Origin of the sequence: Paenibacillus sp. NFR01 (assembly GCF_900111565.1) — a bacterium.
In the GTDB taxonomy this organism is placed as follows: Bacteria; Bacillota; Bacilli; order Paenibacillales; family Paenibacillaceae; genus Paenibacillus_AQ.
The window spans coordinates 589,764-612,765 of record NZ_FOIK01000002.1 but is presented as its reverse complement, the minus strand read 5'-3'; the positions used below and the strand labels follow the sequence as shown (position 1 = coordinate 612,765).

At 54.7% G+C, this 23,002-nt stretch carries 22 protein-coding genes; 16 read left to right on the top strand and 6 right to left on the bottom strand.

The annotated features are described in order from the left end of the window. The first annotated feature begins 236 nt into the window (after positions 1–236). Positions 237–1,715: a potassium/proton antiporter gene (locus BMW84_RS13985; protein WP_254772985.1), complete on the top strand. Its 1,479-nt coding sequence runs from the start codon at positions 237–239 to the stop codon at positions 1,713–1,715. Between the two features lie 231 nt (positions 1,716–1,946). Next, positions 1,947–2,402: a Dps family protein gene (locus BMW84_RS13980; protein WP_091069437.1), complete on the top strand. Its 456-nt coding sequence runs from the start codon at positions 1,947–1,949 to the stop codon at positions 2,400–2,402. 100 nt (positions 2,403–2,502) lie between these two features. Here the strand turns inward: BMW84_RS13980 and BMW84_RS13975 are convergent, their stop codons facing one another. Next, complete coding sequence (locus BMW84_RS13975) at positions 2,503–3,207, bottom strand: AIM24 family protein (RefSeq protein WP_091069434.1); 705 nt, start codon at positions 3,205–3,207, stop codon at positions 2,503–2,505. 15 nt (positions 3,208–3,222) lie between these two features. Further along, entirely contained in the window at positions 3,223–3,720 is a 498-nt protein-coding gene (locus BMW84_RS13970; protein ID WP_091069432.1) for a coiled-coil domain-containing protein, read from the bottom strand. 342 nt (positions 3,721–4,062) lie between these two features. Between BMW84_RS13970 and BMW84_RS13965 the strand changes: the two genes are divergently transcribed. The 9 genes from BMW84_RS13965 to modB all read left to right on the top strand — a co-directional run bounded on the left by BMW84_RS13965 (position 4,063) and on the right by modB (position 13,662). Next, complete coding sequence (locus BMW84_RS13965; protein WP_091069430.1) at positions 4,063–4,752, top strand: hypothetical protein; 690 nt, start codon at positions 4,063–4,065, stop codon at positions 4,750–4,752. Positions 4,753–4,967: 215 nt separating this feature from the next. Beyond that, on the top strand, positions 4,968–5,933 hold the full coding sequence (locus tag BMW84_RS13960) for a helix-turn-helix transcriptional regulator (protein ID WP_091069427.1): 966 nt from the start codon (positions 4,968–4,970) through the stop codon (positions 5,931–5,933). Between the two features lie 313 nt (positions 5,934–6,246). Next, positions 6,247–7,236, top strand: coding sequence for an ABC transporter ATP-binding protein (locus tag BMW84_RS13955; protein ID WP_091069425.1), 990 nt, complete (start codon positions 6,247–6,249; stop codon positions 7,234–7,236). Beyond that, positions 7,233–8,225 carry an ABC transporter ATP-binding protein gene (locus BMW84_RS13950; protein ID WP_091069423.1) on the top strand — a complete coding sequence of 331 codons (993 nt, stop codon included), beginning with the start codon at positions 7,233–7,235 and terminating at the stop codon, positions 8,223–8,225. Before BMW84_RS13955 ends, BMW84_RS13950 begins: the two co-directional genes overlap by 4 nt. 82 nt (positions 8,226–8,307) lie before the next feature. After that, the gene (locus BMW84_RS13945) at positions 8,308–9,975 is read left to right on the top strand and encodes an ABC transporter substrate-binding protein (RefSeq protein WP_175498812.1); all 1,668 of its coding nucleotides are present in this window, start codon (positions 8,308–8,310) and stop codon (positions 9,973–9,975) included. Between the two features lie 80 nt (positions 9,976–10,055). Then, positions 10,056–11,060, top strand: a complete 1,005-nt coding sequence (locus tag BMW84_RS13940; protein WP_091069418.1) for an ABC transporter permease — start codon at positions 10,056–10,058, stop codon at positions 11,058–11,060. A gap of 11 nt (positions 11,061–11,071) precedes the next feature. Next, a complete protein-coding gene (gene nikC, locus BMW84_RS13935; protein WP_091069415.1) occupies positions 11,072–11,965 on the top strand; it encodes a nickel transporter permease in 894 nt (297 codons plus the stop codon). A 211-nt stretch (positions 11,966–12,176) separates the two neighbouring features. After that, the gene (gene modA, locus BMW84_RS13930) at positions 12,177–12,959 is read left to right on the top strand and encodes a molybdate ABC transporter substrate-binding protein (RefSeq protein ID WP_091069413.1); all 783 of its coding nucleotides are present in this window, start codon (positions 12,177–12,179) and stop codon (positions 12,957–12,959) included. A gap of 40 nt (positions 12,960–12,999) precedes the next feature. Then, on the top strand, positions 13,000–13,662 hold the full coding sequence (gene modB, locus BMW84_RS13925; protein WP_091069411.1) for a molybdate ABC transporter permease subunit: 663 nt from the start codon (positions 13,000–13,002) through the stop codon (positions 13,660–13,662). An 82-nt stretch (positions 13,663–13,744) separates the two neighbouring features. Here the strand turns inward: modB and BMW84_RS13920 are convergent, their stop codons facing one another. Together BMW84_RS13920 and BMW84_RS13915 are read right to left on the bottom strand one after the other, a co-directional pair. Beyond that, positions 13,745–14,758, bottom strand: a complete 1,014-nt coding sequence (locus BMW84_RS13920) for a substrate-binding domain-containing protein (protein WP_091069408.1) — start codon at positions 14,756–14,758, stop codon at positions 13,745–13,747. A gap of 65 nt (positions 14,759–14,823) precedes the next feature. Continuing rightward, positions 14,824–15,591 carry a polysaccharide deacetylase family protein gene (locus tag BMW84_RS13915; protein WP_091069407.1) on the bottom strand — a complete coding sequence of 256 codons (768 nt, stop codon included), beginning with the start codon at positions 15,589–15,591 and terminating at the stop codon, positions 14,824–14,826. A 151-nt stretch (positions 15,592–15,742) separates the two neighbouring features. Here BMW84_RS13915 and dgt point away from each other — a divergent pair, with 151 nt between their 5' ends. Further along, entirely contained in the window at positions 15,743–17,152 is a 1,410-nt protein-coding gene (dgt, locus tag BMW84_RS13910; RefSeq protein WP_091069404.1) for a deoxyguanosinetriphosphate triphosphohydrolase family protein, read from the top strand. 170 nt (positions 17,153–17,322) lie between these two features. On the opposite strand, the gene BMW84_RS13905 is transcribed toward dgt, so the two are convergent. Next, positions 17,323–18,279: a D-2-hydroxyacid dehydrogenase gene (locus BMW84_RS13905; RefSeq protein WP_091069402.1), complete on the bottom strand. Its 957-nt coding sequence runs from the start codon at positions 18,277–18,279 to the stop codon at positions 17,323–17,325. Between the two features lie 92 nt (positions 18,280–18,371). On the opposite strand from BMW84_RS13905, the gene thpR reads away from it, so the two are divergent. The 3 genes from thpR to BMW84_RS13890 all read left to right on the top strand — a co-directional run bounded on the left by thpR (position 18,372) and on the right by BMW84_RS13890 (position 20,743). Next, entirely contained in the window at positions 18,372–18,968 is a 597-nt protein-coding gene (thpR, locus tag BMW84_RS13900) for an RNA 2',3'-cyclic phosphodiesterase (RefSeq protein WP_091069399.1), read from the top strand. Between the two features lie 133 nt (positions 18,969–19,101). Further along, positions 19,102–19,968, top strand: a complete 867-nt coding sequence (locus BMW84_RS13895; protein ID WP_091069397.1) for a cell wall hydrolase — start codon at positions 19,102–19,104, stop codon at positions 19,966–19,968. Between the two features lie 91 nt (positions 19,969–20,059). Then, positions 20,060–20,743, top strand: coding sequence for a metal-dependent hydrolase (locus tag BMW84_RS13890; protein WP_091069395.1), 684 nt, complete (start codon positions 20,060–20,062; stop codon positions 20,741–20,743). Positions 20,744–20,846: 103 nt separating this feature from the next. Here the strand turns inward: BMW84_RS13890 and BMW84_RS13885 are convergent, their stop codons facing one another. Beyond that, positions 20,847–22,040 (bottom strand): MGDG synthase family glycosyltransferase, encoded by a 1,194-nt coding sequence (locus tag BMW84_RS13885; RefSeq protein ID WP_091069393.1) that lies wholly within the window; start codon positions 22,038–22,040, stop codon positions 20,847–20,849. A 304-nt stretch (positions 22,041–22,344) separates the two neighbouring features. Between BMW84_RS13885 and BMW84_RS13880 the strand changes: the two genes are divergently transcribed. After that, a complete protein-coding gene (locus BMW84_RS13880) occupies positions 22,345–22,920 on the top strand; it encodes a TetR/AcrR family transcriptional regulator (RefSeq protein ID WP_091069390.1) in 576 nt (191 codons plus the stop codon). Positions 22,921–23,002 lie beyond the last annotated feature (82 nt).

The following is a 23,002-nucleotide window of genomic DNA, read 5'->3' as shown; positions in this document are numbered from 1 at the left end:
TCCGCGCAGCAGATGCTGCGCTTCGAAAAAGGCCTCCGGGCTCCCTAGTTGGGGAGTCCGGAGGCCTTTTTTGCTTTTCACGACCTCGGAATGCATGAGATGATTCAAGAATTGCCAAGATAAACCGGATGACGGCATGAGCTGGCTCAATTCCTGCCGTTTGCGGTTAATAGAATGAGTAACCAAGGGGCGCAACTGCGCCGTTTGAGGCCGTGAAGAAGGGAATGAGGCATGTCATGACGCATTTAGCGGACTCCGTCATTTTGCTGCTGGCCATTCTGCTGCTGGTGGCGGTATTCTCTACGAAATTTTCCACCCGCTTCGGCATGCCGTCGCTTGTGCTGTTTATTGCCGCCGGCATGGCGCTGAACCATTTTGTCTATTTCAACAATGCGTCCATTACGCAGATTGCGGGCATATTCGCCCTGGTCGTCATACTGTTCGAAGGCGGCATGCAGACGAATATGAAGGATATCCGGCCGATTATCGCACCGGCACTGTCCCTGGCTACGGTCGGTGTAGTGCTGACTACGGCGATCGTCGGACTGTTCGCCAGATTCATCCTGGATGTAAGCTGGGCAGAGAGCTTCCTGTTCGGCGCGATTGTCGGTTCGACTGATGCGGCTGCCGTATTCTCCGTGCTGGGCGGGAAAAATATCGACAAACGTCTCACCTCCACGCTGGAGGCCGAATCCGGCAGCAATGATCCGATGGCGGTCTTTCTGACGGTTTCGCTGATTGAATGGATTTCGCATCCGGAGACGGCCATCTGGACGTTGCTGCTTTCGTTTGTATGGGAAATGGGCATCGGGCTTGTGCTGGGGGCAGCGCTCGGCAAGCTGGCGGTGGGCTTTATCAACAAAATCAACCTGGATTCAACCGGATTGTACCCGGTGCTGGCTATCGGCTTTGCGGTATTGACCTACGGTCTGGCGGCCTCGGTCCATGCCAGCGGGCTGCTGGCAGTTTATATTATGGGCCTCACGCTCGGCAATTCGGAGCTGATGTACCACCGGACCATCATGAACTTCAACCATGGTTTTGCCTGGATGATGCAGATTGCCATGTTCGTGCTGCTCGGACTGCTGGTCTTCCCGCAGGAGCTGCCGGCGATTGCCTGGGACGGCCTGCTGCTGTCGATTATTTTGATGGTCGTCGCAAGGCCCGCAGGCGTGCTGCTGAGCCTGCTGTTCTCCAGATTTTCGTTCAGGGAGAAAACGCTGATTTCCTGGGCCGGCCTGCGCGGGGCGGTCCCGATCGTGCTGGCGACCTATCCGCTGCTGGCCGGGCTGGAGCACGGGCGGCTGTTCTTTAATGTAGTCTTTTTCGTCGTATTGACCTCCGCCGTCATCCAGGGCACAACGATTTCGCCGCTGGCGATGCGGCTGAAGCTGGTCGGCAAAGACGAAGCCGCGCAGCCGTCGCTGATGGAGCTTGTTGCGCTGGGGACGACGGATTCCGAATTTAACCATATCCGGATTGAGCCGAGCATGCCGGTAGCCGGAACCCCGATCGAGCGGCTCGGTTTGCCCGAAGACATTTTGTTCACCGCGATCATCCGCGGAAAAAACATCATTGCGCCCCATGGCAGCACGATCCTGCAGCCCGGCGATACGGTATATGTCCTGAGCCCGAAGGCCAGACGCGAGGAAATGCGCGCATTCTTCCGTTCAGGCAAGGGAAAGGCGGCGGAAACGAACATTTTACCGATGTAAGCGGTTCATGAATGTTATCTTTTGTGCCTCATTAAAGTCAGTTATGGCAATTTATCAGCTTTTGCTTTCCTGTGACGGAAATAACAGGATGGCCGAAGAGGGAATGCTAGAATTTTCATTAACGATCCGAATAACATTTGCAAAAATCGTTTGTTTGTGTTAAATTGTATATAGATTTAGAATGAGTCTAAATACAATAATAATATACAAATCATTTAGGAGGTTATTCGAATGAGCACCGAATTGAAAAATCAAACCGAACTTTACACCGCATTGAACCGTCAAACCGCCAACTGGAGCCTGCTCGGCGTGAAGCTGCACCACTACCACTGGTACGTGAGCGGTACGCATTTCTTCACCCTGCATGAAAAATTCGAAGAACTGTACAATGAAGCAGCCGGCTATGTGGACGAATTGGCCGAACGCAACCTGGCGATCGGCGGCAAACCGGCCTCCACCATGAAGCAATACCTGGAGCTCTCGCAGCTGAAGGAAGCCGACGGCGGCGAAAGCGCAAGCGAAATGGTTGCCGCGCTGGTCAAGGATTTCGGCACGATCGCTGCCGAACTGAAGGATGCCATTACGTTGGCCGAAGAGCTGGATGATCATCCGACAGCCGATCTCTTCATCGGCATTCGCAGCAGCGTGGAGAAAACCGCCTGGATGCTGAACGCTTACCTGGGCTAAAACCGACAAACCGAACCGGCCGGCATGCCGCAAAGCATCCGGCCATCACAAAAAGCGCCCGTGCGTGTAACCAACGCACGGGCGCTTTTTGTGATGCGACCTATTTAATAAATACGCCGCCGAACGGCAGCACCTCCCGCAAAAAGCGCTTGATGATGCCGTCTTCCTGATTTTCGCGTTCAAACCGGCGGTTTTGCCGTCCGGCCTGGAACAACACGGGGCCGTGGCCGGTCATTTTCCAGTGATAGCTCATGTGCTGGCTGGCCAGATGGTTGCCGTACACCGTGAGCTCCAGGCGGGCGTTCTCCGGATAGGCGATCAGGCTGCCGGCATCGACGAACAGCGGCTCCGTGGGATGAAGCGGCGCTTCGCATACCGTGCCCTCGGTCAGGATGCCGAAGCTGCCGGTGCCGGAAAATTTGACCTTCACGATATCGCGGGTCACGAGCATATTTTTCATGCTTAACACTTTCGTACGCATATGGATGCCGCTGCTGTAAAAAAATAAATGCTTGAAGTCGTAGAGCAAATCGCTTTTTCCATCGATGTTCAAAATTTTCACCCGGTATCCGGGCGGCAGGGCAGCGATAAACCGGCAGGGACCGGTCAGATCGGAGCGGATAAGCTTGCGTTTGCGGTACATACCTTTAACGTCCATCAGCCGGTCGGCCCGGCCGGACGACGGCCCCTGGTAAGCGATAATTTGCTGCGGGTACAGGACATGGATTTCGTCTTTCCCGTCCAGGGTAAAAGCGACCGCTTGTCCGCCGCCGCTGTCCCCTTCATCCTGAATTTCAACGTTCATGCTTCATCCTCCTTGTCAGCGCAGCCGGTCCTGCCGGCCCGAACGGCGGCGCATGCCGAAGCGCAGGAGACGGATCAGCAGGAAATAACCGAAGAGCAGGCAGAGACCGGTGATGACCGTGACTTTTATCTTTTTAAAATAGCTTTCGCGTGCCGTACGCTCCTGCTTCATCTCTTCCACCGCAAGGCTGAGCTGCTTGTTCTGCTCCTGCAGGGACGCATTTTCGGTGCGGTACGCCTCCATTTGGTCCATGGCTTGTCCCAGCTGATCGCGCGTCTCATCCAGCTGATCCGCCGTTTCGCCGAGCTCGCTTTTGGTTTTTTCCAGTTCCTCGGCCGCCTGCCGGTAGCTGTCCTGGAGCTGGTTAACCTCGTCGGGCAATTCCGAAAAGGTTTTAAATCCGTTATATAAATCGTTGATGTAATTGGCATGCGCCTGAGGTGCGGGAATCGCCAGCACCAGTGCAACCGGAAGAAGGGCCAAGCGTAGCCATTTAACGACCATTTTCTTCATAAAGAAACACCACCGTTGTAAGGCAAACATTCCATTTTACAACATATGGAAGATTGGAATGCGCCGGAATGTAAGACTTTTTACCCTCTTGGAAGGAGGCATAACCATAGTTATAATACCACAGGCGAGACCGACAGGTTTCAAAAAGATCCGCGCGAGTCCTGCAAAAAAATCGGGTTCGTCACCTGATTGTGCACTTTGCGCAAAGAGGCAAGCTAATTTCTCGCAGTAGAGCTCTATTTTTGTCGATATTATAGAGGCGAACATATATTCCGTGACAAGGAGTTGTCCACCAATATTGGTACATTAATAGAAGACCCAGAATTAGAGAGAGGTGGAAATATGCATGCAAGTATACACCCCGTTTACACTTGGGGCCAGGACAAGATTTTTGCAGGCGAATCCGCGAACGCGGTTTTGCTCGTGGAATGGAAGGGTACAGAGGGGGAGGAGTTACGCAAACGCAACCGGAGAACGGTAGCCCGGGAGATCGAGCTGCGGATTTGGCTGGAGCCGCATGTAACCTTCAAGGCGGCGCATGGCTGCACCGCGGAAGCCGGAGAGGGACGTTCACTGCTCCTGCGGCTTGGAAAAATCCAAGCGGGGACGCGGCAATATCTCGCGCTGGAATTTACGTTCTCGCCGATGAATGCCGGATACCATGAAGCCATTTGGCTGCAGTGGCAATACAGGCAGCCGCCCGCCGACCGGCTCCGCGAACTGCCATTGATCAAGCTGGGCCTTGAATATACGCTTCATACCGACATTCTTCGGACCTCCTGCTGCTTTTTGGTGGAGAAGCATTTGGAGCTGCTTAAAACCGAGTCGATCCGGGAGGAAGTGGCGCTGCTGCAGACGAACAACCCTCTCCATCCGGCATGCGAAAAACTGCGCAGGCAGGCTGACAAGCTGTTGCTGCTGGCGGCCCGTTCCGGGGATATGGTGCTGGTGCGCGAGGCGGAGCTTTTGTACAAGCAGCTTAGTTCTGAATCCCGTCCCTGGATCAAAGCCTATGCGGGCAGCACTCGATAGCCTCCTGCAATAAACAAACGACCAAGCGGCCTTCGTTATACATAATATACGACCATCCTTTTTCAGCCTAAACATAGAGCTTTCGCGGACTGATTCCTAGTCGTCTGGCCCCGTAATCGACAGAAATAGTTTACAGAACGTGTGACATAACATTGTGGCAACAATAGAAATAAACCTATTATTGCTTTGTAGCCATAAATCAAGGGGAATTGAATATGACAGACCGATTAATCCGGCTGATGCGCATTATCACACTGGTTCAAGCCAAACCCGGAATCTTAGCCCGCGAGCTGGCTGAACGCTGCGGAAGTAGTGAGAGAACGATTTACCGGGATATGGATGCGCTGAGCGCCATGCATATCCCCATTACCCATATGGGGCATGGCAAGGGTTACGTGTTTATCGGCAACTTCGCCTTGTACCCATTGGATTTGTCGGATGAAGAATCAGCCGCCTTTTCTCGGATGCGGGGCATCATGAAAGAGATCAAGCCTATGCTGCCCCCGGAATTTGAATCCGCGTACGAAAAAATTATGGCAGCGGAATACAAACAGAAGAAAGAACGGGAGGAACGCATTGAAATTGTCAGCAGGGAAGCGGGATTGCTCCGGGGTGAGCGGGGCGGCCAGGCTGCAGAGCCTCCGCCCTTCGTAGCCGATTTGCTCGGTGCCACTTTGAAGCAAGTCTGCATTCAGGCCGATTATTCCGAGAACGCCAGAGAGGAAAAGGATCTGCAGATCGATCCTTACCACTTGGTATCACTGGAAAACCGGTATCATTTAATCGGCTATTGCCACCGGCGGCGCGATTTTCGCGCGTTCCACGTAGACGGCTTTTCAATCGTCAGGCCGCTGGACCGCGGGTTTGCCAAGAAAAGCTTCGATTTGCAGAATTGGACGAACCGGGAATGGGGGCTCGATCAGGACAGCCTGCTCATCGATTTCAAGGTCAGGTTTAGCCCGCGGATGATGGATTGGATCAAGGACGAGGAGATGCCCGTCAAACCAAGCAAGGTGGACCGGCTGAATCGCTGCCTGCATTTCAAGGTGGCAATTGCGCAAGAGGCCTCTTTTGTCCGCTGGGTCATGAAATTTGAAGGCGAGGCGGAAATCGCCGAGCCGGGCTATTATCGGGATATGTTGAAAAATCAATTGACAAAATGGCTGATGCTGTACAAATAGCACGGCTTTTTTCATAATAAACCGCCTGTTGCAGGCCTAAAAACGCAGCGCACCGCCTAATGTTGGAGGTGCGCTGCGTTTCTGTGGTGAGGGGGTATCGCTTTAAATAAATGACGTCAGTTTTTGTGACAATTATATCTTGTCTATTAAGCTGTTCTATAGTAATGTTATACATTAAATAACAATAATGTTGATTTAACCGTACATAACAATCCATAGATTGGAAGGTTGATCGATGATCTGCCTTTTAATGATAGGTTTTTTATCCGGTCATTTGACCTTTGTTCAATTTTTAAGGAAATGAGGGTTCAGCTTGGAGCAGCCAATCCTGCAAATCGAAGATTTACACACTCATTTTTTTACGGACCGCGGTGAGGTACCCGCCGTTGACGGCGTTGATTTGTATATCCGGCCTGGAGAGGTACTCGGCGTGGTCGGAGAATCGGGCTGCGGCAAAAGCGTCACCTCGCTGTCGATTCTCGGGCTTGTGCCGAATCCGCCGGGCAAAATTGTCGGCGGGAAGATCTTGTTCAAGGGCAAGGATATCGTGCAGATGAAGGAAAAGGAGATGCGCGGCATCCGCGGCGATTCGGTCGCGATGATCTTCCAGGAGCCGATGACCTCGCTGAATCCGCTGTTTACCATCGGACAGCAGATCATTGAGACGGTGCGGCTGCACCGCGGCTTCTCTAAAAAAGAGGCGCGGGAACATGCTGTGGAGATGCTGCGCAAGGTTGGCATTCCCCGGCCGGAAGCGATCATCGACGAATATCCGCATCAGTTATCCGGCGGAATGCGGCAGCGGGTCATGATCGCGATGGCGATCAGCTGCAATCCGGAGCTGCTGATCGCCGATGAACCGACGACAGCGCTCGATGTGACGATTCAGGCGCAGATCCTGGATTTGATCCGCCGGTTGAACGAGGAGCAGGGCACCGCAGTCATGCTCATTACCCATGATCTCGGCGTCGTAGCCGAGATGTGTCATCGGGTGGCCGTGATGTACGCCGGCAAAGTAGTGGAGGAGGGTCCGGTGCGCGATATTTTCAAAAATCCGCTGCATCCGTATACCCGGGGGCTGATCGAGTCGGTACCGCGGATGGATGAAACCCGGGAACGCCTTTACTCTATTCCTGGCAATGTCCCGATTCTCAGCATGGACATGCAAGGCTGCCGGTTTGCGCCGCGTTGTCCGAACGTGATGGATGTCTGCCGCAGCGCACTGCCGCAGCTGACCCTCCAGGAGGACCGCCACAGCTGCCGCTGCTGGCTGCATGAAAGCAGACAGGAGGATGCCGTATGAGCGACAACTTGCTTGAAGTGAAAGGGCTCAAAAAGTATTATCCGATCAACAAGGGCTTTTTTAACAAAACGCAGGGCTTTGTCAAAGCCGTCGACGATATTTCGTTCACCGTCCGCAAGGGTGAAACCTTCGGCCTGGTCGGCGAAAGCGGCTGCGGCAAATCGACGACCGGGCGTTCGCTGCTGCGGCTCATCGAGCCGACGGCGGGCGAAATCACCTTCGACGGGCAGAACATTATGGCTCTGTCCGCGGAAGAGATGCGCAAGCAGCGCCGTGAGATGCAGATTGTGTTCCAGGATCCGTTCTCATCGCTGGACCCGCGCAATACGGTTCAGCGCATCCTGGAGGAGCCGCTGATTGTGCATGGCATCGGCGACGCAAAAGAACGGCGCCGGCGGGTGGAATATCTTGCCGACGTGGTTGGGCTGGCCAAAGCGCATCTTTTGCGTTATCCGCATCAATTCTCCGGCGGCCAGCGCCAGCGGATCGGCATTGCCCGAGCACTCGCCCTGCAGCCGAAGCTGATTATTGCGGACGAACCGGTATCCGCGCTGGACGTATCGATCCAGTCTCAGGTCATTAATCTGATGCAGGACCTGCAGCGTGAATTCGGCTTGACTTACATATTTATTGCCCACGATCTTAGCGTGGTGAAGCATATTTGCGACCGGGTCGCGGTGATGTACCTCGGCCGGATCGTGGAAGTGGCCGACAAAACTACGCTGTACGCGGAGCCGCAGCATCCCTATACGCAAGCCCTGTTGTCCGCTGTTCCCGAGCCCGATCCCGATTTGCGCAAGGAACGCGTTATTCTTCAGGGCGAGGTTCCAAGCCCGGCCAATGTTCCGGTGGGCTGCGCCTTCAACACGCGATGTCCAAAGGTCATGGACGTCTGCCGTAGCATAAAACCTGGACTTGCAGAGACGGGTGCGGGGCACTTGGCCGCCTGTCATCTGTACCATGAGCCAACCCGCGATCTTCTGGCATAAGGTTGTTATATGGCGCGCCAGCAGCGCGACTTCATATAATCTGCAATATCATTTTTAAATGAAGGAAGGGAGTTTTGGAGAGATGAAGAAATGGGGCAGTCTGGCACTGGTATTAACGCTTGGTGCAGCGCTGACGTTAAGCGGCTGCGGAAACAACGGGAACAACGGGGCTTCGGAGCCAACCTCAGGCAGCAATGCTGCGGCAACCACCGCACCGGAAAGCACGAATGCGGCGGCTTCGACGCAGGACACGCTGATTGTCGGACGCGGCGGCGACTCGGCATCGCTCGACCCGGCGATCGTCACCGACGGCGAATCGCTCAAGATCGCCCACCAGGTTTTCGACTCTTTGCTGGAGTACAAACCGGGAACATCGGAAGTTGAGCCTTCCCTCGCGGACAGCTGGGAAGTATCGGCCGACGGCCTGACTTATACGTTCAAGCTTCATCCCGGCGTAAAATTCCATGACGGCACCGATTTTAACGCCGATGCGGTCGTTTTCAATTTCACCCGCTGGAGCGATCCGAAAAGTGAATTTAAATTCGAAGGCGATTCATTTGACTACTACGATTCGATGTTCGGTCCGGACGGCAGCCGTGTCATCAAGGAAGTTAAAGCTGTTGATCCAACTACCGTACAATTTGTACTGAACCAGCCGCAAGCTCCTTTCCTGCAAAACCTTGCGATGACCTCCTTCGGTATCGCCAGCCCAACGGCAATCAAGGAGAAGAAAGAAAACTTCAAGAATGAACCGGTCGGCACCGGGCCGTTCGTCTTCAAGGAATGGAAGCACAATGATTCCATTACCCTGGAGAAAAACGCCGACTATTGGAAGGAAGGCCTTCCGAAGCTGAACAAAGTGATCGTGCGTTCCATTCCGGATAATTCCGCACGGTTCAACGCCCTGCAAAACGGCGAAATCGACCTGATGGAAGATTTGAGCCCGGATGATCTGTCTACGCTTGAGGGCAACAGCGATCTGCAAAAGATCGAACGTCCGCCGTTCAACGTAGCTTACCTCGGCTTCAACTTCAAGAAAAAGCCTTTCGATAACGTAAAGGTTAGACAAGCCCTGAACTATGCCGTCAACAAACAAGCCATTATCGATGCGTTCTTCTCCGGCCAGGCGACGGCTGCAGTGAATCCGATGCCGCCATCCCTGTGGGGCTACAATGACGCTGTAAAAGATTACGAATACGATCTCGACAAAGCCAAAGCGCTGCTGGCCGAAGCCGGATATCCGGACGGACTGCCGGATACGGTAACGCTGTACGCGATGCCGGTATCTCGTCCGTACATGCCTGACGGCAAGAAGGTTGCCGAAGCCATTCAGGCGGATTGGGAGAAAATCGGCGTGAAGACCGTCATCGAATCTCCGGAATGGGCGACTTATCTGGACGATACGAAAGCCGGCGAAAAAGATGACATCTATATGCTCGGCTGGACCGGCGACAACGGGGATCCGGACAACTTCCTGTACACCCTGCTGGATAAAGACGCGATCCCGGGCAACAACCGCACATTCTATGTAAATGAAGATTTGCACACGATCCTGATCAACGCGCAGAAAGAAACGGATCAAGCCAAACGCTCCGATCTGTACAAACAAGCGCAAGAGATCATTAAAGCGGACGCGCCTTGGATTCCGCTCGTTCACACCACGCCGCTGCTTGCGGCTAAAGCAAACCTGAAAGGTTTTGTACCAGGCCCGACAGGTACGGAATATTACAGCGAAGTGTATTTCGAATAGCATGCTCCTTTAGGCCATCGGGTGGGCGCCGCGGATGCGGCGGCCCATCCTGCCTATCGGGCTTCGGAAGGTGAGCCGACTTGAATTCCTATCTGTTAAAACGAGTCCTCGTGCTGATCCCGGTATTGATCGGGATGACGATCATCGTATTCTCCATTATACACGCCATTCCCGGCGACCCGGCGGAGACTATTCTCGGGCAAAAGGCGACGGAGCAATCGAAGCAGGCGCTGCGGGAGCAGCTAGGCCTCGACAAGCCGTGGCTGACGCAATATACCCATTATATGGGCGACTTGATTAAAGGCGATCTCGGCACGTCCATCCGGACAAAAACGCCGATCGCCAAAGAGATTATGCCTTATCTGGCGGCTACGCTGGAGCTGACGGCGGCTGCAATGCTGTTCGCTACCTTCGTCGGCGTCAACGCCGGCATTTTGAGCGCCTGGCGGCAAAATTCATGGTTTGACTATACCGCGATGATTATCGCGCTGATCGGCGTATCGATGCCAATCTTCTGGCTCGGGCTGATGGAGCAGCTGTTTTTTGCCCTGAAGCTGCATTGGCTGCCTTCTATCGGAAGAATGGATCAGCGTGACCCGGTGGACAGCATTACCAATCTGTATGTGATCGATACGATTCTGGCCGGACGCTGGGATCAGCTGTGGACAGTTATCAAGCATTTAATTCTTCCAAGCGTTGCGCTCGGCACCATTCCGATGGCGATTATCGCCCGGATGACCCGTTCCAGCATGCTGGAGGTCATGAACTCCGACTATATTCGCACGGCCAAAGCGAAAGGGATGTCCCAGTTTCTTGTCGTGTACAAGCATGCGCTGAAAAATGCGCTGATTCCCGTCCTGACCGTTGTGGGTTTGCAGACCGGCGCGCTGCTTGGCGGCGCGGTGCTGACCGAGACGATTTTTGCCTGGCCGGGCGTTGGCAGGTATATATTTGAAGCGATCAGTTCGCGGGATTATCCCGTCATTCAAAGCGGCATTCTGATCATTGCCTTCATCTTTGTCATCATTAATCTGTTAGTGGATCTGCTGTATGCCGCCATCGATCCGCGCATCAATTACAAGTGAGGAGTGAACCTATGGCACAGGTAGCCATGCAGCCTAACTCCCCGAATGCGCCGGCCGAAAAGACGTCCGGACCTTGGCGCGATGCGTGGAAGGCGTTCCGCAAAAACAAAACGGCGATGCTCGGACTGTGCATCATCGTATTTTTCGTACTCATTGCCCTGCTCGCCCCGCTGATTGCACCATACAGCTTCAAAGAGCAGGAGCTGGTGAACCGGCTGAAGCCGCCGTCCGGCGCTCACTGGTTCGGGACCGACGACCTGGGGCGGGACATGTTCTCGCGCATTATCTACGGCGCGCGGATTTCGCTTTGGGTTGGTTTCTTCTCCGTAATCGGTTCAATCATTATCGGTACGCTGCTTGGCGTATTGGCCGGCTTTTACGGAAAATGGGTCGATATGCTGATCTCGCGGCTGTTTGATATTCTGCTGGCCTTTCCAAGCATCCTGCTGGCCATCGCGATTGTCGCCATTCTCGGCCCGTCGCTGCGCAACGCGCTGCTCGCCATCGCGATCGTCAATATTCCGACTTACGGGAGGCTGGTGCGGGCGAAGGTGCTTTCGCTGAAGCAGGAGGAATATATAACAGCGGCCCGGGCCATCGGCATGACCAATACGCGCATTCTTTTTACGCATATTTTACCGAACAGCCTGACGCCGATTATCGTGCAAGGCACGCTGGGTATCGCTACGGCGATTATAGAAGCGGCTGCGCTCGGCTTTCTTGGTCTCGGTGCCCAGCCGCCCGACCCGGAATGGGGCAAGATGCTATCCGACTCCCGCCAGTTTATCCAGAAAGCGCCATGGACGGTGATTTTCCCGGGGCTTTCCATCATGCTGACCGTGCTCGGGTTCAATCTGATGGGGGACGGCCTGCGCGACGTGCTGGATCCGAGAATGAAACGGTAATCTTCCTTGTGTACCTTTTCGGGAGTTTCCCTGTGATCCTTTCAGGGGATTCCCCAAAAACCCTTTCGGGGAAATCCCCTGAAAGGGTTTTTTATTGCGATAAAGAACTAATTATAACTAGATATAACTAAAACATATAGATAAGAAGGGAGTGCTATGCTAAAATAGCATCTAAATATAAGTGATTAATACATATGGGGAGGAATGAGAGATGTTTAAGAAAATGTTATTGACGGTGGTGAGTGCGGCGTTAATCGGTGCCGGGTTATGGATCGTCCCTGAAAAGGAAGCCCAGGCAGCCAAGAAAACGCAGATTGTCATTTCGGCGGCGGCGAGCCTTCAAGACAGTCTGGATAAAATCGCGGCAACGTATGAGAAACAGCATCCGGACATTGATCTCGTCTTCAACTATGGGGCATCCGGCACGCTGCAAAAGCAAATCGAACAGGGCGCACCGGCTGACCTGTTCTTCTCTGCCGGCGACAAGCAAATGAAGGCTTTGGTGGACGAAGGCCTGATTGCTGCTAACAAGGAGCTGCTGAAGAACCAGCTCGTGCTTGTCGTTCCATCTGACTCCAAACCATCGCTGAGTACGATTACCCAGCTTACCGATAAAGCATTCAAAAAGGTTGCCGTAGGCCAGCCGGAATCCGTTCCCGCCGGACAATACGCGCAGCAGGCGTTGATAACGAAGAAGGTATGGGATACGCTGCAAAACAAACTCGTCTTCGGCAAAGATGTGCGTGCCGTGCTTTCTTATGTGGAGACCGGCAATGCGGATGCAGGGTTTGTCTATAAAACGGACGCCCTGACCTCCAAGAAGGTTACAATCGCCCTGACCGTCGGAGCTTATGTGCACAAAGCGATTAACTATCCGGTCGGCATCGTGAAAGGCTCGTCCCATGAAACGCAAGCCAAGGCGTTTTATGATTATGTGCAAACGAAGGCCGCCAGCGATGTTTTCACGGGCTACGGATTTCAATTGGCGAAATAAAAAGTCATCAAGGTGGCAATAAGGAGCGGGGTGGAGAGGGATGGAGATCAGCTGGACTGAATTTTTCGCCCCGGTGTGGCTTTCGGTTAAAATTTCGGTCATTACCAGCGTAATCGTGTTTGTACTGGCGACGCTTGCCGCCAAGTGGATGGCGGGGAGACGTTTTCCCGGCCACAGCCTGATCGAGACCGCGCTGCTGCTGCCGTTGGTGCTGCCGCCGACGGTCGTCGGCTTCGTGCTTCTGGTTATTCTTGGACGGCGAAGCTGGATCGGCAAGCTGTATGAACAGATGACAAACCACACAATCCTGTTTACCTGGGGGGCGGCGGTCATTGCCGCCGTTGTGGTTGCTTTTCCGCTGGTGTACCGCACGGTAAAGGCGGGGTTTGAAGGCGTCGAGAATGATCTCGAAGATGCGGCGCGGGCGATGGGCGCGAATGAACGGCAGGTGCTGCGGTACGTAACGCTGCCGCTGGCCAGCCGTTCGCTGGCCGCCGGGTACGTGCTGGGCTTTGCCCGGGGGCTGGGCGAGTTCGGCGCGACCATCATGGTTGCCGGGAACATCCCGAACCGGACGCAGACAGTGCCTACCGCGATTTACGTCGCCGTCGACGGCGGCAGCATGACGATGGCCTGGCTGTGGGTCTGCTCCATTGTTGCCATATCCGCCGTAATGCTGATGTTCGTCAACCGGCATTCCTGAAGGCGGAACGGGTTCATAAGCAAAACATAAAGAAGGGGTGTCATCCGGCGTTTTGCTTGCCGGACGGCACCCCTGTTCGTTATTAATTTTCAAATAGAATCCGTCCGGTTCCGGAAAGATCATAACCATGGATGGAGCTTAGCTCGCTCTGGAACGAGGGGGAGCGGAGGATGTCGATGACCGATTGGATCCATGCTTCGTTCTCCGGTTTTTTGATCATTACCAGATCGTAGCGTTCCTGGATCATCGGGATAAAATCCACGCCTTCGACGATCTTGGCGGCTTTCTCCGTGCCGATGCCGACGTCGGCTTCGCCGCGGGCAACGACGCCCGCCACGGCCAGGTGGCTGTTCTCTTCCCGGCCGTATCCGTTCAGCGCCGAAGCGCGGATGCCGATGAGCCGGAGCTGCTCTTCAAGCAGTACCCGGGCGCCGGAGCCGCGTTCGCGGTTAACCAGCCGGATATCGCGGCCTGCAAGATTGGCCCAGTCGCGGATGGCCTTGGGATTGCCTTTCTGCACGTAGAAGCCGGCGGAGCGTGCAAGCATGTGCACGACGATAAACGAATAGCCGACCAGCAGCTTGCGGATGTACGGCAGATTGTATTCCCCCGTGTCCCCGTCCAAAAGATGCGTGCTGACGATATCCGATTCGCCGCGGTACATCGCAATGAGGCTGTCAAGGCTACCTGCGTAAGAGCGCAGCGGCCGCGCGGACGGCTGGGCACGCTCCAGATGGGTAGCCAGGATGTCGAGCGAGATATCCTGGCCGGTAATGACGATGTTCAGCCCGGGCGGCTTGCCGAGAGGCGAGTTTTGCATCAGCTGAAGCGGCGGCATCAGCGCTGAAGGAGGCAGCAGCAGGCCGGAAGGAACCTGTCCGGAAGGCTCATCCGCTCCGCCGGAGGCTGGGACCGGAGAGGAAGCGCTGCGCGACAACTGCTTGTATGCTTCCAGGTCCGTATGGTCGACCCGCATTTGTTTGCCGACACGGTAGGAAGGCAGCTCCCCTTTTTTGATCAGGTCATAGACTTTCAGCTTGGATATTTTTAAGAGCCGAGCGATCTCCTCGGTGGTGTAAGACGTGTTTTCGGACATGTAAAGCCTCCTAAGGATGAACAGCCGCTTGCCGTTTTCATAGACTCATATAGATCAAGACTACCTTATTTTACGGCACCGCGCAATTCAAAAGCCATGCTTGAAAGGCCGATCAGCTCGGAAACGGTGACAAAGCGGAACCCTCTTTTTTTCAGCTCCGGTAAAATGATCTCCAGTGCTTGCTTCGTCTGCGACGACCCGTGCACATAGTCGTGAAACAATACAATATCGCCGCTGTGGGCATTGCGCAGCACTTTATTGGCGATATTGTATACGCCCGGCCGGTTCCAGTCCTTCGTGTCCTGATGCCAGGACCACAATACGGGCTTCAGCCCCATATTATTGGCGACCGTGACCAGGGTCTCATCATACATTCCGCCGGGCGGCCGGAAGAGACGGCTGTGCTTGCCGGAGATTTTGACAATTTCGTTTTCGGTCAGTTCCAGCTCATGCTGCAGCGCACTGCCGGAGATTGGCCTTTTGAAATACACATGGTTGTAAGTGTGGTTGGCCAGCTCATGGCCCTCCGATACAATCTGTTTGGCGACTTCGGGGTAGGCGGCGAGCTTTTTGCCGATGGCGAAAAAGGTGCATTTGGCATCGTATCGCTGCAAAACGTTGAGAATCTGCTGCGTTTCCGCAGGATCCGGCCCGTCGTCGAAGGTTAACGCGATGACATGCTCGTTCGTCGGCACCTCCCAGATCATTTCTCCCCGCTTCTCGTAATAATACCGGTTCTTGACCAGGGGAGTGCCCGGCGCCGCGAGCGCGGAGCTGTGCAGGAGCAGCAGCGCCGCAAGGGTTGCGGCGGCTATTTTGCAGCCTGGGTTCATATGGACAGGCCTCGCTTTCACTGGTATGCATGCTAGCTGTAGAATGTGCCATCCGGCCGGCAATCATGCATTTTTCACTTTTCAGTGAAAGTTGTACGGAAAATGCTTATAATGTAGTACAAAATACAGATGAAGGATAGGGGCAACGGATATGACAATTTTTGAGCAAAGAGAGCATCGGCAATATCCGGAGGACACCCGCCTGGAAACGTCCCGTGCCACGTATGAACGCGATTATTCGCGGCTGATCCATTCTCCGACCTTCCGCCGGCTGCAGGGCAAGTCGCAGGTATTCGGCGCGGGCACCGGCGATTATTACCGCACCCGGCTGACGCATTCGCTGGAAGTGGCCCAGATCGCCCGTGAAGCCGCCAAGAGCCTGCTGCGCGCGTATCCGGAGATCGAAACCGGACAGGCGGACAATCCCGGACTGGTCATCGATCCCGAGGTGGTGGAGTGCGCGGCAATCGCCCATGATTTCGGCCACCCGCCTTTTGGACATAAAGGGGAAGAAGTGCTGGACAACATCCTGGAGCAGCTTATTGCGAAGAAGGCAGCCGAAGAAGCGCTCAAATCCGGTGCCGGCCCGCTGCAGCAGCAAACGATTCTGGGGAATATGAAGCGCACCTATGAGCATTTTGAAGGCAATGCCCATAATTTCCGCCTGATCATGTTTTTGGAGAAACGCGAGGACATCGACGGGCTGAACCTTTCCGACGCGGTACTGCTGGGCATCAATAAATATCCATTTCCCGGCACGGTGCTTAAGAAGGGCATGTATCTCAGTGAATGGGAGTATATCTCCCATATCCGCGGCGAATGGGGCATCCCGGAGGGTAAAAAGACACTGGAAGCCCAATTGATGGACCTGTGCGACGACATCGCTTATTCGGCCCATGACCTGGAGGACGGCATCAAAGCGGGGAAAATCGAAGTCCATGAGCATTTTATGCATGACGCCTATATATGCAGGCTGATCGTGGAGAAAATCACGACGCTCGAGGATTCGTTCTGGAACGGATGGCGGGAAGCGGAGATTCAGGCGAAGGTGGAGGAAGTGCTGGACTCGTTCCTGCAGGTATGGAAGGAGAAGATGCCGACCTGCGAAAATGACTATTCCCGTACCCGCCGCGAGGTAAAAGCGTATTGGGTCAGCACATTTGTGGCCAGCTTGGGGGTCATTCCGGACGGCAATTGGAAAAAGGTAACCTTCGTCAAGGACGGCCATGAGGACGAGGATATGCTGCGGACGGTCAGCGTGCTGAAGAGCTTTGCCTGGGTGACGATGATCCGCGACCTGCGGGTACAGCGTCTCCAGAAGCGCAGCGAGTGGATCCTGCGCCGGCTCTGGGCGGCGTTCAACGATCCGGAGACATCGAAGGCGATCATTCCTTCCGACTGGCTGCAGCGTTTCGAGAAGGATCAGCGCAAGGCAAAGCCAATTTGGACCTGGGAGCATATGGTGATCGATTATATCGCCGGGATGACCGACGCGTTCGCCGAAAAAGTGTACAACGAGCTGTACGGACTGAAGGTCGGCTCGATTTACGATCTGGATTAAAAAATAACCCCGGAAGACGCGAGCTGCGCCTTCCGGGGGATCGCAAAGCACTGATTCCGCTTCAAAACCAAAACCCCACTTTGTGGGGTTTTCTTTCACGATAGAAACGGGGTCCCCGCAAAGTATCTGTTTCCATTACGAAGCTATATCCTCACTCTGTGGGGGCTTTTTTAGTACTGGCGGCTGTAATCCACCTTGTTGCGGCGGACATCTCCGCTGCTGATGTAGGCCTGCAGGTTGTCTACGAAAATATCGACCAGCCGGTCGGCGTAGCGGTCGGTCAAGCCGGCGTTATGCGGCGTGATGATCACCTGCTCCATCCCCCATAGCGGGTGTTCGGCGGGCAGCGGCTCGGCTTCGAATACATCCAGTCCGGCGCCGGCGATTTTTCCACTGTTCAAGGCGGCGATCAGATCGCCGGTATGGGTCGTTGCCCCGCGTCCGATATTGATGTAATACGCCCCGTCCTTAAAGGCGGAGAACAGGTTGGTATCAAACAGCTGGCGCGTCTCGTCGGTCAGGGGCAGCGTGTTGATGATAAAATCGCCCCGTCCGGCTGCTTCGCCCAGCCGTTCGGTCGTCCACACCTCATCGAAATGCTCGGCCATTTCGCCGGAGCGGCTGACCCCGAGAGTATTCATGCGGAACGCTTTGGCGATTCGCGCAGTTTCGGCGCCAATGGCGCCTGTTCCGGCGATGACCGCCGTTTTGCCGGTCAGCTCGCTTTCCGTGCCTAGCGGCTTCCATTGCCGGCCGATCTGGTTGCGCACGGCCATATGAAGATTGCGGGTGAACATCAGCATGAAGCCGAATATAACGCCGGTGATCGGCTCGGCATGGACACCGCTGGCGTTGGTAAGGATGATGCCGCGTTCGCGGAGCTGCTCAAGCGGAAGCTTCTCGACACCGGCGGACCACGCCTGGACCCAGCGCAGCGGCGATTCCGGGCGCAGCAGAAGCTCGCGGCCATGGCGCGGCCAGCCGATGACAATCTCGGCGGTTTCAAGCAATGCAGCGTCGGGATTTTTGCCGTCGGTTACGGCAAAGCGGTATCCTGGCACAGCGGCTGTGATCCGCTCCTGCTGCTGCGGGGTAAGCGGCTGCAAACAAACGATAGATTTGGTCATGACGGTTCCCTCCCGTTGTACAATATCTATAGAATGAAAGAATTCTGTGCAAAATAAGGATAACAAATCTGTGCGGAAAGGGGAAACCTGGAATGGATCAAAATGAACGGCATCCGGCGTCCCGGCGCCTGTTTATCGCTGTCCCGCTGCCCGGAGCGTTAAAGGAGCAGCTGAAGCAGCTAAGCGAGGGACTGCCGCAATCGATGCGGTTTGCGAGCCGGACGCACCGGGAGGATTATCATATTACGCTGCAGTTTCTTGGCGACACGGCGGAATCGGCGATTCCGGCGCTGGTTGCCGCCATGCGGGAGGTTGCCGCCGAAAGCGGGCCGTTTGTCCTCTCGCTGGACGGACTGGGCAGCTTCGGTCAAGACGATGCTCCGCGGGTGCTGTGGGCGGGCATATCCGGCGAGCGGGACGAACTGAGCCGGCTTCAGCGCCGCGTCACGGAAGCGACCGCCCCGCTCGGCTTCATAGCCGAGAAGCGGCCGTATGCCCCCCATATTACGCTGGCGCGTAAATTCCGGGGCGTTCGGCCGCTGGAGGAAGGTGCGGTTGCCGCAGCCGGAGACGCCCTCGCGCCAAGCGAATGGACGGCGGACCGCATCGTCATTTATGAAACGCAGATGCACTCCAAGCCGATGTACAAAGCGGTTGCCGAGCTGGAATTCGGCCGCTTGCCAGGCTAGAAAAAGGAGCTAAAGCCGCTTTTGCTTAGGTCCTGGAAATATTTTTTTCTTACAAAAAACGACATTTTCGTTTTCAAACCTCTCATTTTCGGTTACATACAATAGAAATGTGCCGATATACAGGAGGAAGAAAATGACATTATTTAAACAAGACCGCTGGGTTACGCTGCTGATCGGTGTAATCCTGGTGTGTTTCTCTGCAATTATATTGCTTAACCCGGAAAAAGAATCTGCAGGAATCCGGACGGTTCAGCTGGACAAGCTTCAGGGAAACCAGACAGCCGCCAAGCTGGCTCCGCTCGCCGAAGCGGCGAAATCAGCCCTAAAAAACGGAGAAACCCTATCCGGGGGAATTACCGCTGCACTGCATCCCGCCGAATCGTTTAAGGTTACCCCCATCGCCGCCAGCCTGTTCCGTCCCGAAACTGCGGACGCCGGCGCGGCGGTCAAGGCGAAAGCCGCTCCGTCCCGAATGGCTCCGCTTCCAGCCGTGAAGCAGGCCGCGCAACCCCTCAGCCCGAAGCCGGCAACGGCTGTGAAGGCCTTATCCAACAATCCACCCAAAGTGCTGTACTTTTCCCGGACCAAGCTGCTTAGCCAAGAGCAGAAGAACGAGGCGACCTGGAGTTATACGCTGTCGCAAGCGGATATCCGGCAGCTGCAAAAAATCGTGATGGCCGAAGCCGAAGGCGAGCCGTATCCCGGCAAGATCGCCGTCGCCAACGTGGTCCTGAACCGGCTGCGCTCGGCCAATTTTCCCGATACCATCAAAGACGTCATCTACCAGAAACGCCAGTTCAGCCCGGTCGCCAACGGCCGCCTCACGCGCGTGACGCCGGATAAGGAGAGCATCCGTGCCGTCACCGCGGCATTGTCCGGAGTTAAAGAGGTCAGCGATGATACCTATTATTTTTTGTCGCTAAAGCTGGCCCAGGATCTGACGGTGCACCATACGCGGAAATACGCCAAAACCATCGGCAATCATACCTTTTACAAGTAATCCGGGCGGAAGGTGGGCCTTCATTGGAGAAATCGGGTAAACTACGAATATACCTGCTATGGATTCCAGTTGAAGATCAGGAGGACGCACTATGAAGATTACGTATTACGGCCATTCCGCGCTGCTGGTGGAAGCCGAGGGAGTCCGGGTCATTATCGACCCGTTTTTGTCGGGGAATCCGAATTCGGGCATTTCGCCGGAGACCATCAACGTCGACGCGGTACTGCTTACGCACGGCCATTCCGATCATTTCGGGGATAGTCTGGAGATCGCCAAGCAGAATGGCTGCCCGATCTTTGCGGTATATGAGCTGGCCGATTACTGCCAAAGCAAGGGCGCAGAGGTCATGCATATGAACACGGGAGGAAGCTGCACGTACAAAGGGTTTACCGTGAAATTTACGCAGGCCTTTCATTCCTCGTCGATTATGGTTGGCGATTCCTGGATTTATGCCGGACAACCGGCGGGCATTCTCCTGACCATCGGGGGAAAAACATTGTACCATGCCGGCGATACCGCCCTGTTCGGCGATATGCGGCTGATCGGCGAGCGCAATGCCATCGATGTCGCGGCGCTGCCGATCGGGGACATGCTGACCATGGGACCGGACGATGCGCTGCTTGCCGCGCGCTGGCTGCGGGCTGATAAGGTCATTCCCCTGCACTATAACACGTTCCCGGCGATTGCCCAGGACGGCGCCGAGTTCGCCGGCCGGCTCGGCCAAGAGGGCATCCAGGGGTATCCGCTGAAGCCGGGCGAAAGCATCGAAATCTAGACTTCCATGCACTCACCAAAGCAAAGACCTCAACCTCCGCCAAAGCGGGAGTTGAGGTCTTATTTATGCCGTCCAAGCCGTCTATTATGTAGAAGGCCGGCCGTTATGGAGTAACGTATACCGCTTCTTCAGTGCGCTGCGGGGTGCGCGTGCCGCGGCCCTGATGTTCGGTGGGATCTTCGATGGGGCTGCCCATCAGCTCCAGCACCTTCTCGGCGCAATTCCGCGGAGCGTGGCGGTCCGGGGCGATTCGTTTGATACGATGTTCCTCGGCTCCGGCGTATTCGCGGAGCAGCTGCGTAAACCATTTCTCGACGACGGCAGGCTCCAGCACTTCGGCCAAGCCAATCTCCACGAAATACTGGCAGTTCTTCTCTTCCTGGCCCGGGATGGCATTATAAAAAAGCATCGGGATGCCTTTAGCCTGACCTTCGGTGCAGGTCATGCCGCCGGGCTTTGTAATCAGCAGATCCGAGGCGTCCATCAGCTTGTTGACTTCGTTGCTGTATCCCATAATCCGCACATTGGGATGGTTCAGCAGCGGATTGGCCAGCATCTTGTCCGCCAGACGCTCATTGCTGCCCATGCAGAAGATCAGCTGGATATCGTCGATCCGGGCGGTCAGCGAATCCATGATTTTTTTGCCGAACATCAGTCCCCAGCCTCCGCCCATGATGAGCACCGTCGGGATGTTGGCCAGGCCCAGCTCTTTGCGCAGCTGTGTCTTATTGTAGCGTTCCCAGAATTTCGGATGCACGGGAATGCCCGTGACCGTAATCTGTTCGGGAGATACACCCCGGGAGGCCAAAATGGACTTCACCCGCGAAGTGGACACCAGATAACGGTTCACCTCGTCGTTGACCCAGCTTCCGTGGGCATCGTAATCGGTGATTACTGTATAAAGCGGAACTTTCAGGCCAAGCTGGCGCAAACGGGCGATGACTGCTGCCGGAACGGGATGCGTGCAGATGATCAGATCCGGTTGGAGCCGGCGGATGACCTCCATGGCGCGCGAATAAAACACCCGGTGCAATGCCAGGCGGCTCAGTTTGCCGATCGATTTATTATATTGCGATTTATACATCATCCCCACCAGCTTGGGCTGGCGGCTGACGGTTTTGCGGTAAGCGGAAAGAATCCAAGGTGCAACCGTTGGGTTCAGGAATTTGCCAAGCTCGATGACCCGGCATTGGATATCCGGATTCAGCAGCTTGATTCCTTCGGCCAGAGCATAGGCTGCCCCTGTATGGCCCGTGCCGAAGCCTTCCGAAAACAGCAGTACTCTTTTCTTTCGCATAAGTTCACCTGCTACTTTCCTTCATGGGTAGAATTCTATTATACAAGGGTTTGAACTTAATTTCTTCCAAATATATAAAGTATAACGGTTTTTGCCCGAAAATTCAGTTCATTTTTCCATCTTACATTATACAATTTGGACGTAAATAGGAAGTTAAAACCCTGCAAAACAAAAAAATAAGCCCATTCCAAGTATTGCAAAGCGGCAGGTAAAGTGATAAAGTGGGTAATGACCGAGTGACCGAATCAGTTAATTGGTCATAATACGGCGGCAACGAGTTTTCCGAAAGAGAGGGAGTGTGCGAATGGCTGTGGTAGATCGAAGGCAGCTGGTGCTACAGGCCGCGACGAAATGTTTTTCATTATTCGGCTATAAGGCAACCACGATGGATCAGGTCGCGAGGATTGCCAACGTCGGCAAAGGAACCATCTACACGTTTTTTGTGAACAAAGAGCAGCTGTTTGATGAGATCCTGCGCGGCGTCATTGCCGAGATGAAAAAAATCGCGGAACGGGAAATCCGGCGCGACAAACCGTTTTTTGACAATCTGCACCGGGTCCTGGACGCATTGCTGGAATTTCGAAGCGAACATGAGCTGTTCATCAAGCTATCCCAGGAAAGTCGGGATTTCGGAACCCCGCAGGCCGGTGAAGGGCTCGATAAGCTGGAGAGCGTCGTAATTGAGTATCTGGAACGGGAGGTGGAATATGCGATAGGGCAAGGGGAGATCAAGTCCTGCGACTCCAAGATCGTATCCATTGTTATGTTCAGACTGTACATCGTGTTGACCGCCGAGCTGAACAAGGTACATGCGCCGCTCAGCAAGGAGCAGATCAAGGATTATTTTCATTTGTTTTTGGCGGAGGGGCTTGCCGGTTAACGGCAGGAAGGATTTTTTTTGCTTCAAAATGACCGAATGAGTAATTTGGTCAACTGGTCTTATTGAAAAATAGAGGAGAGAA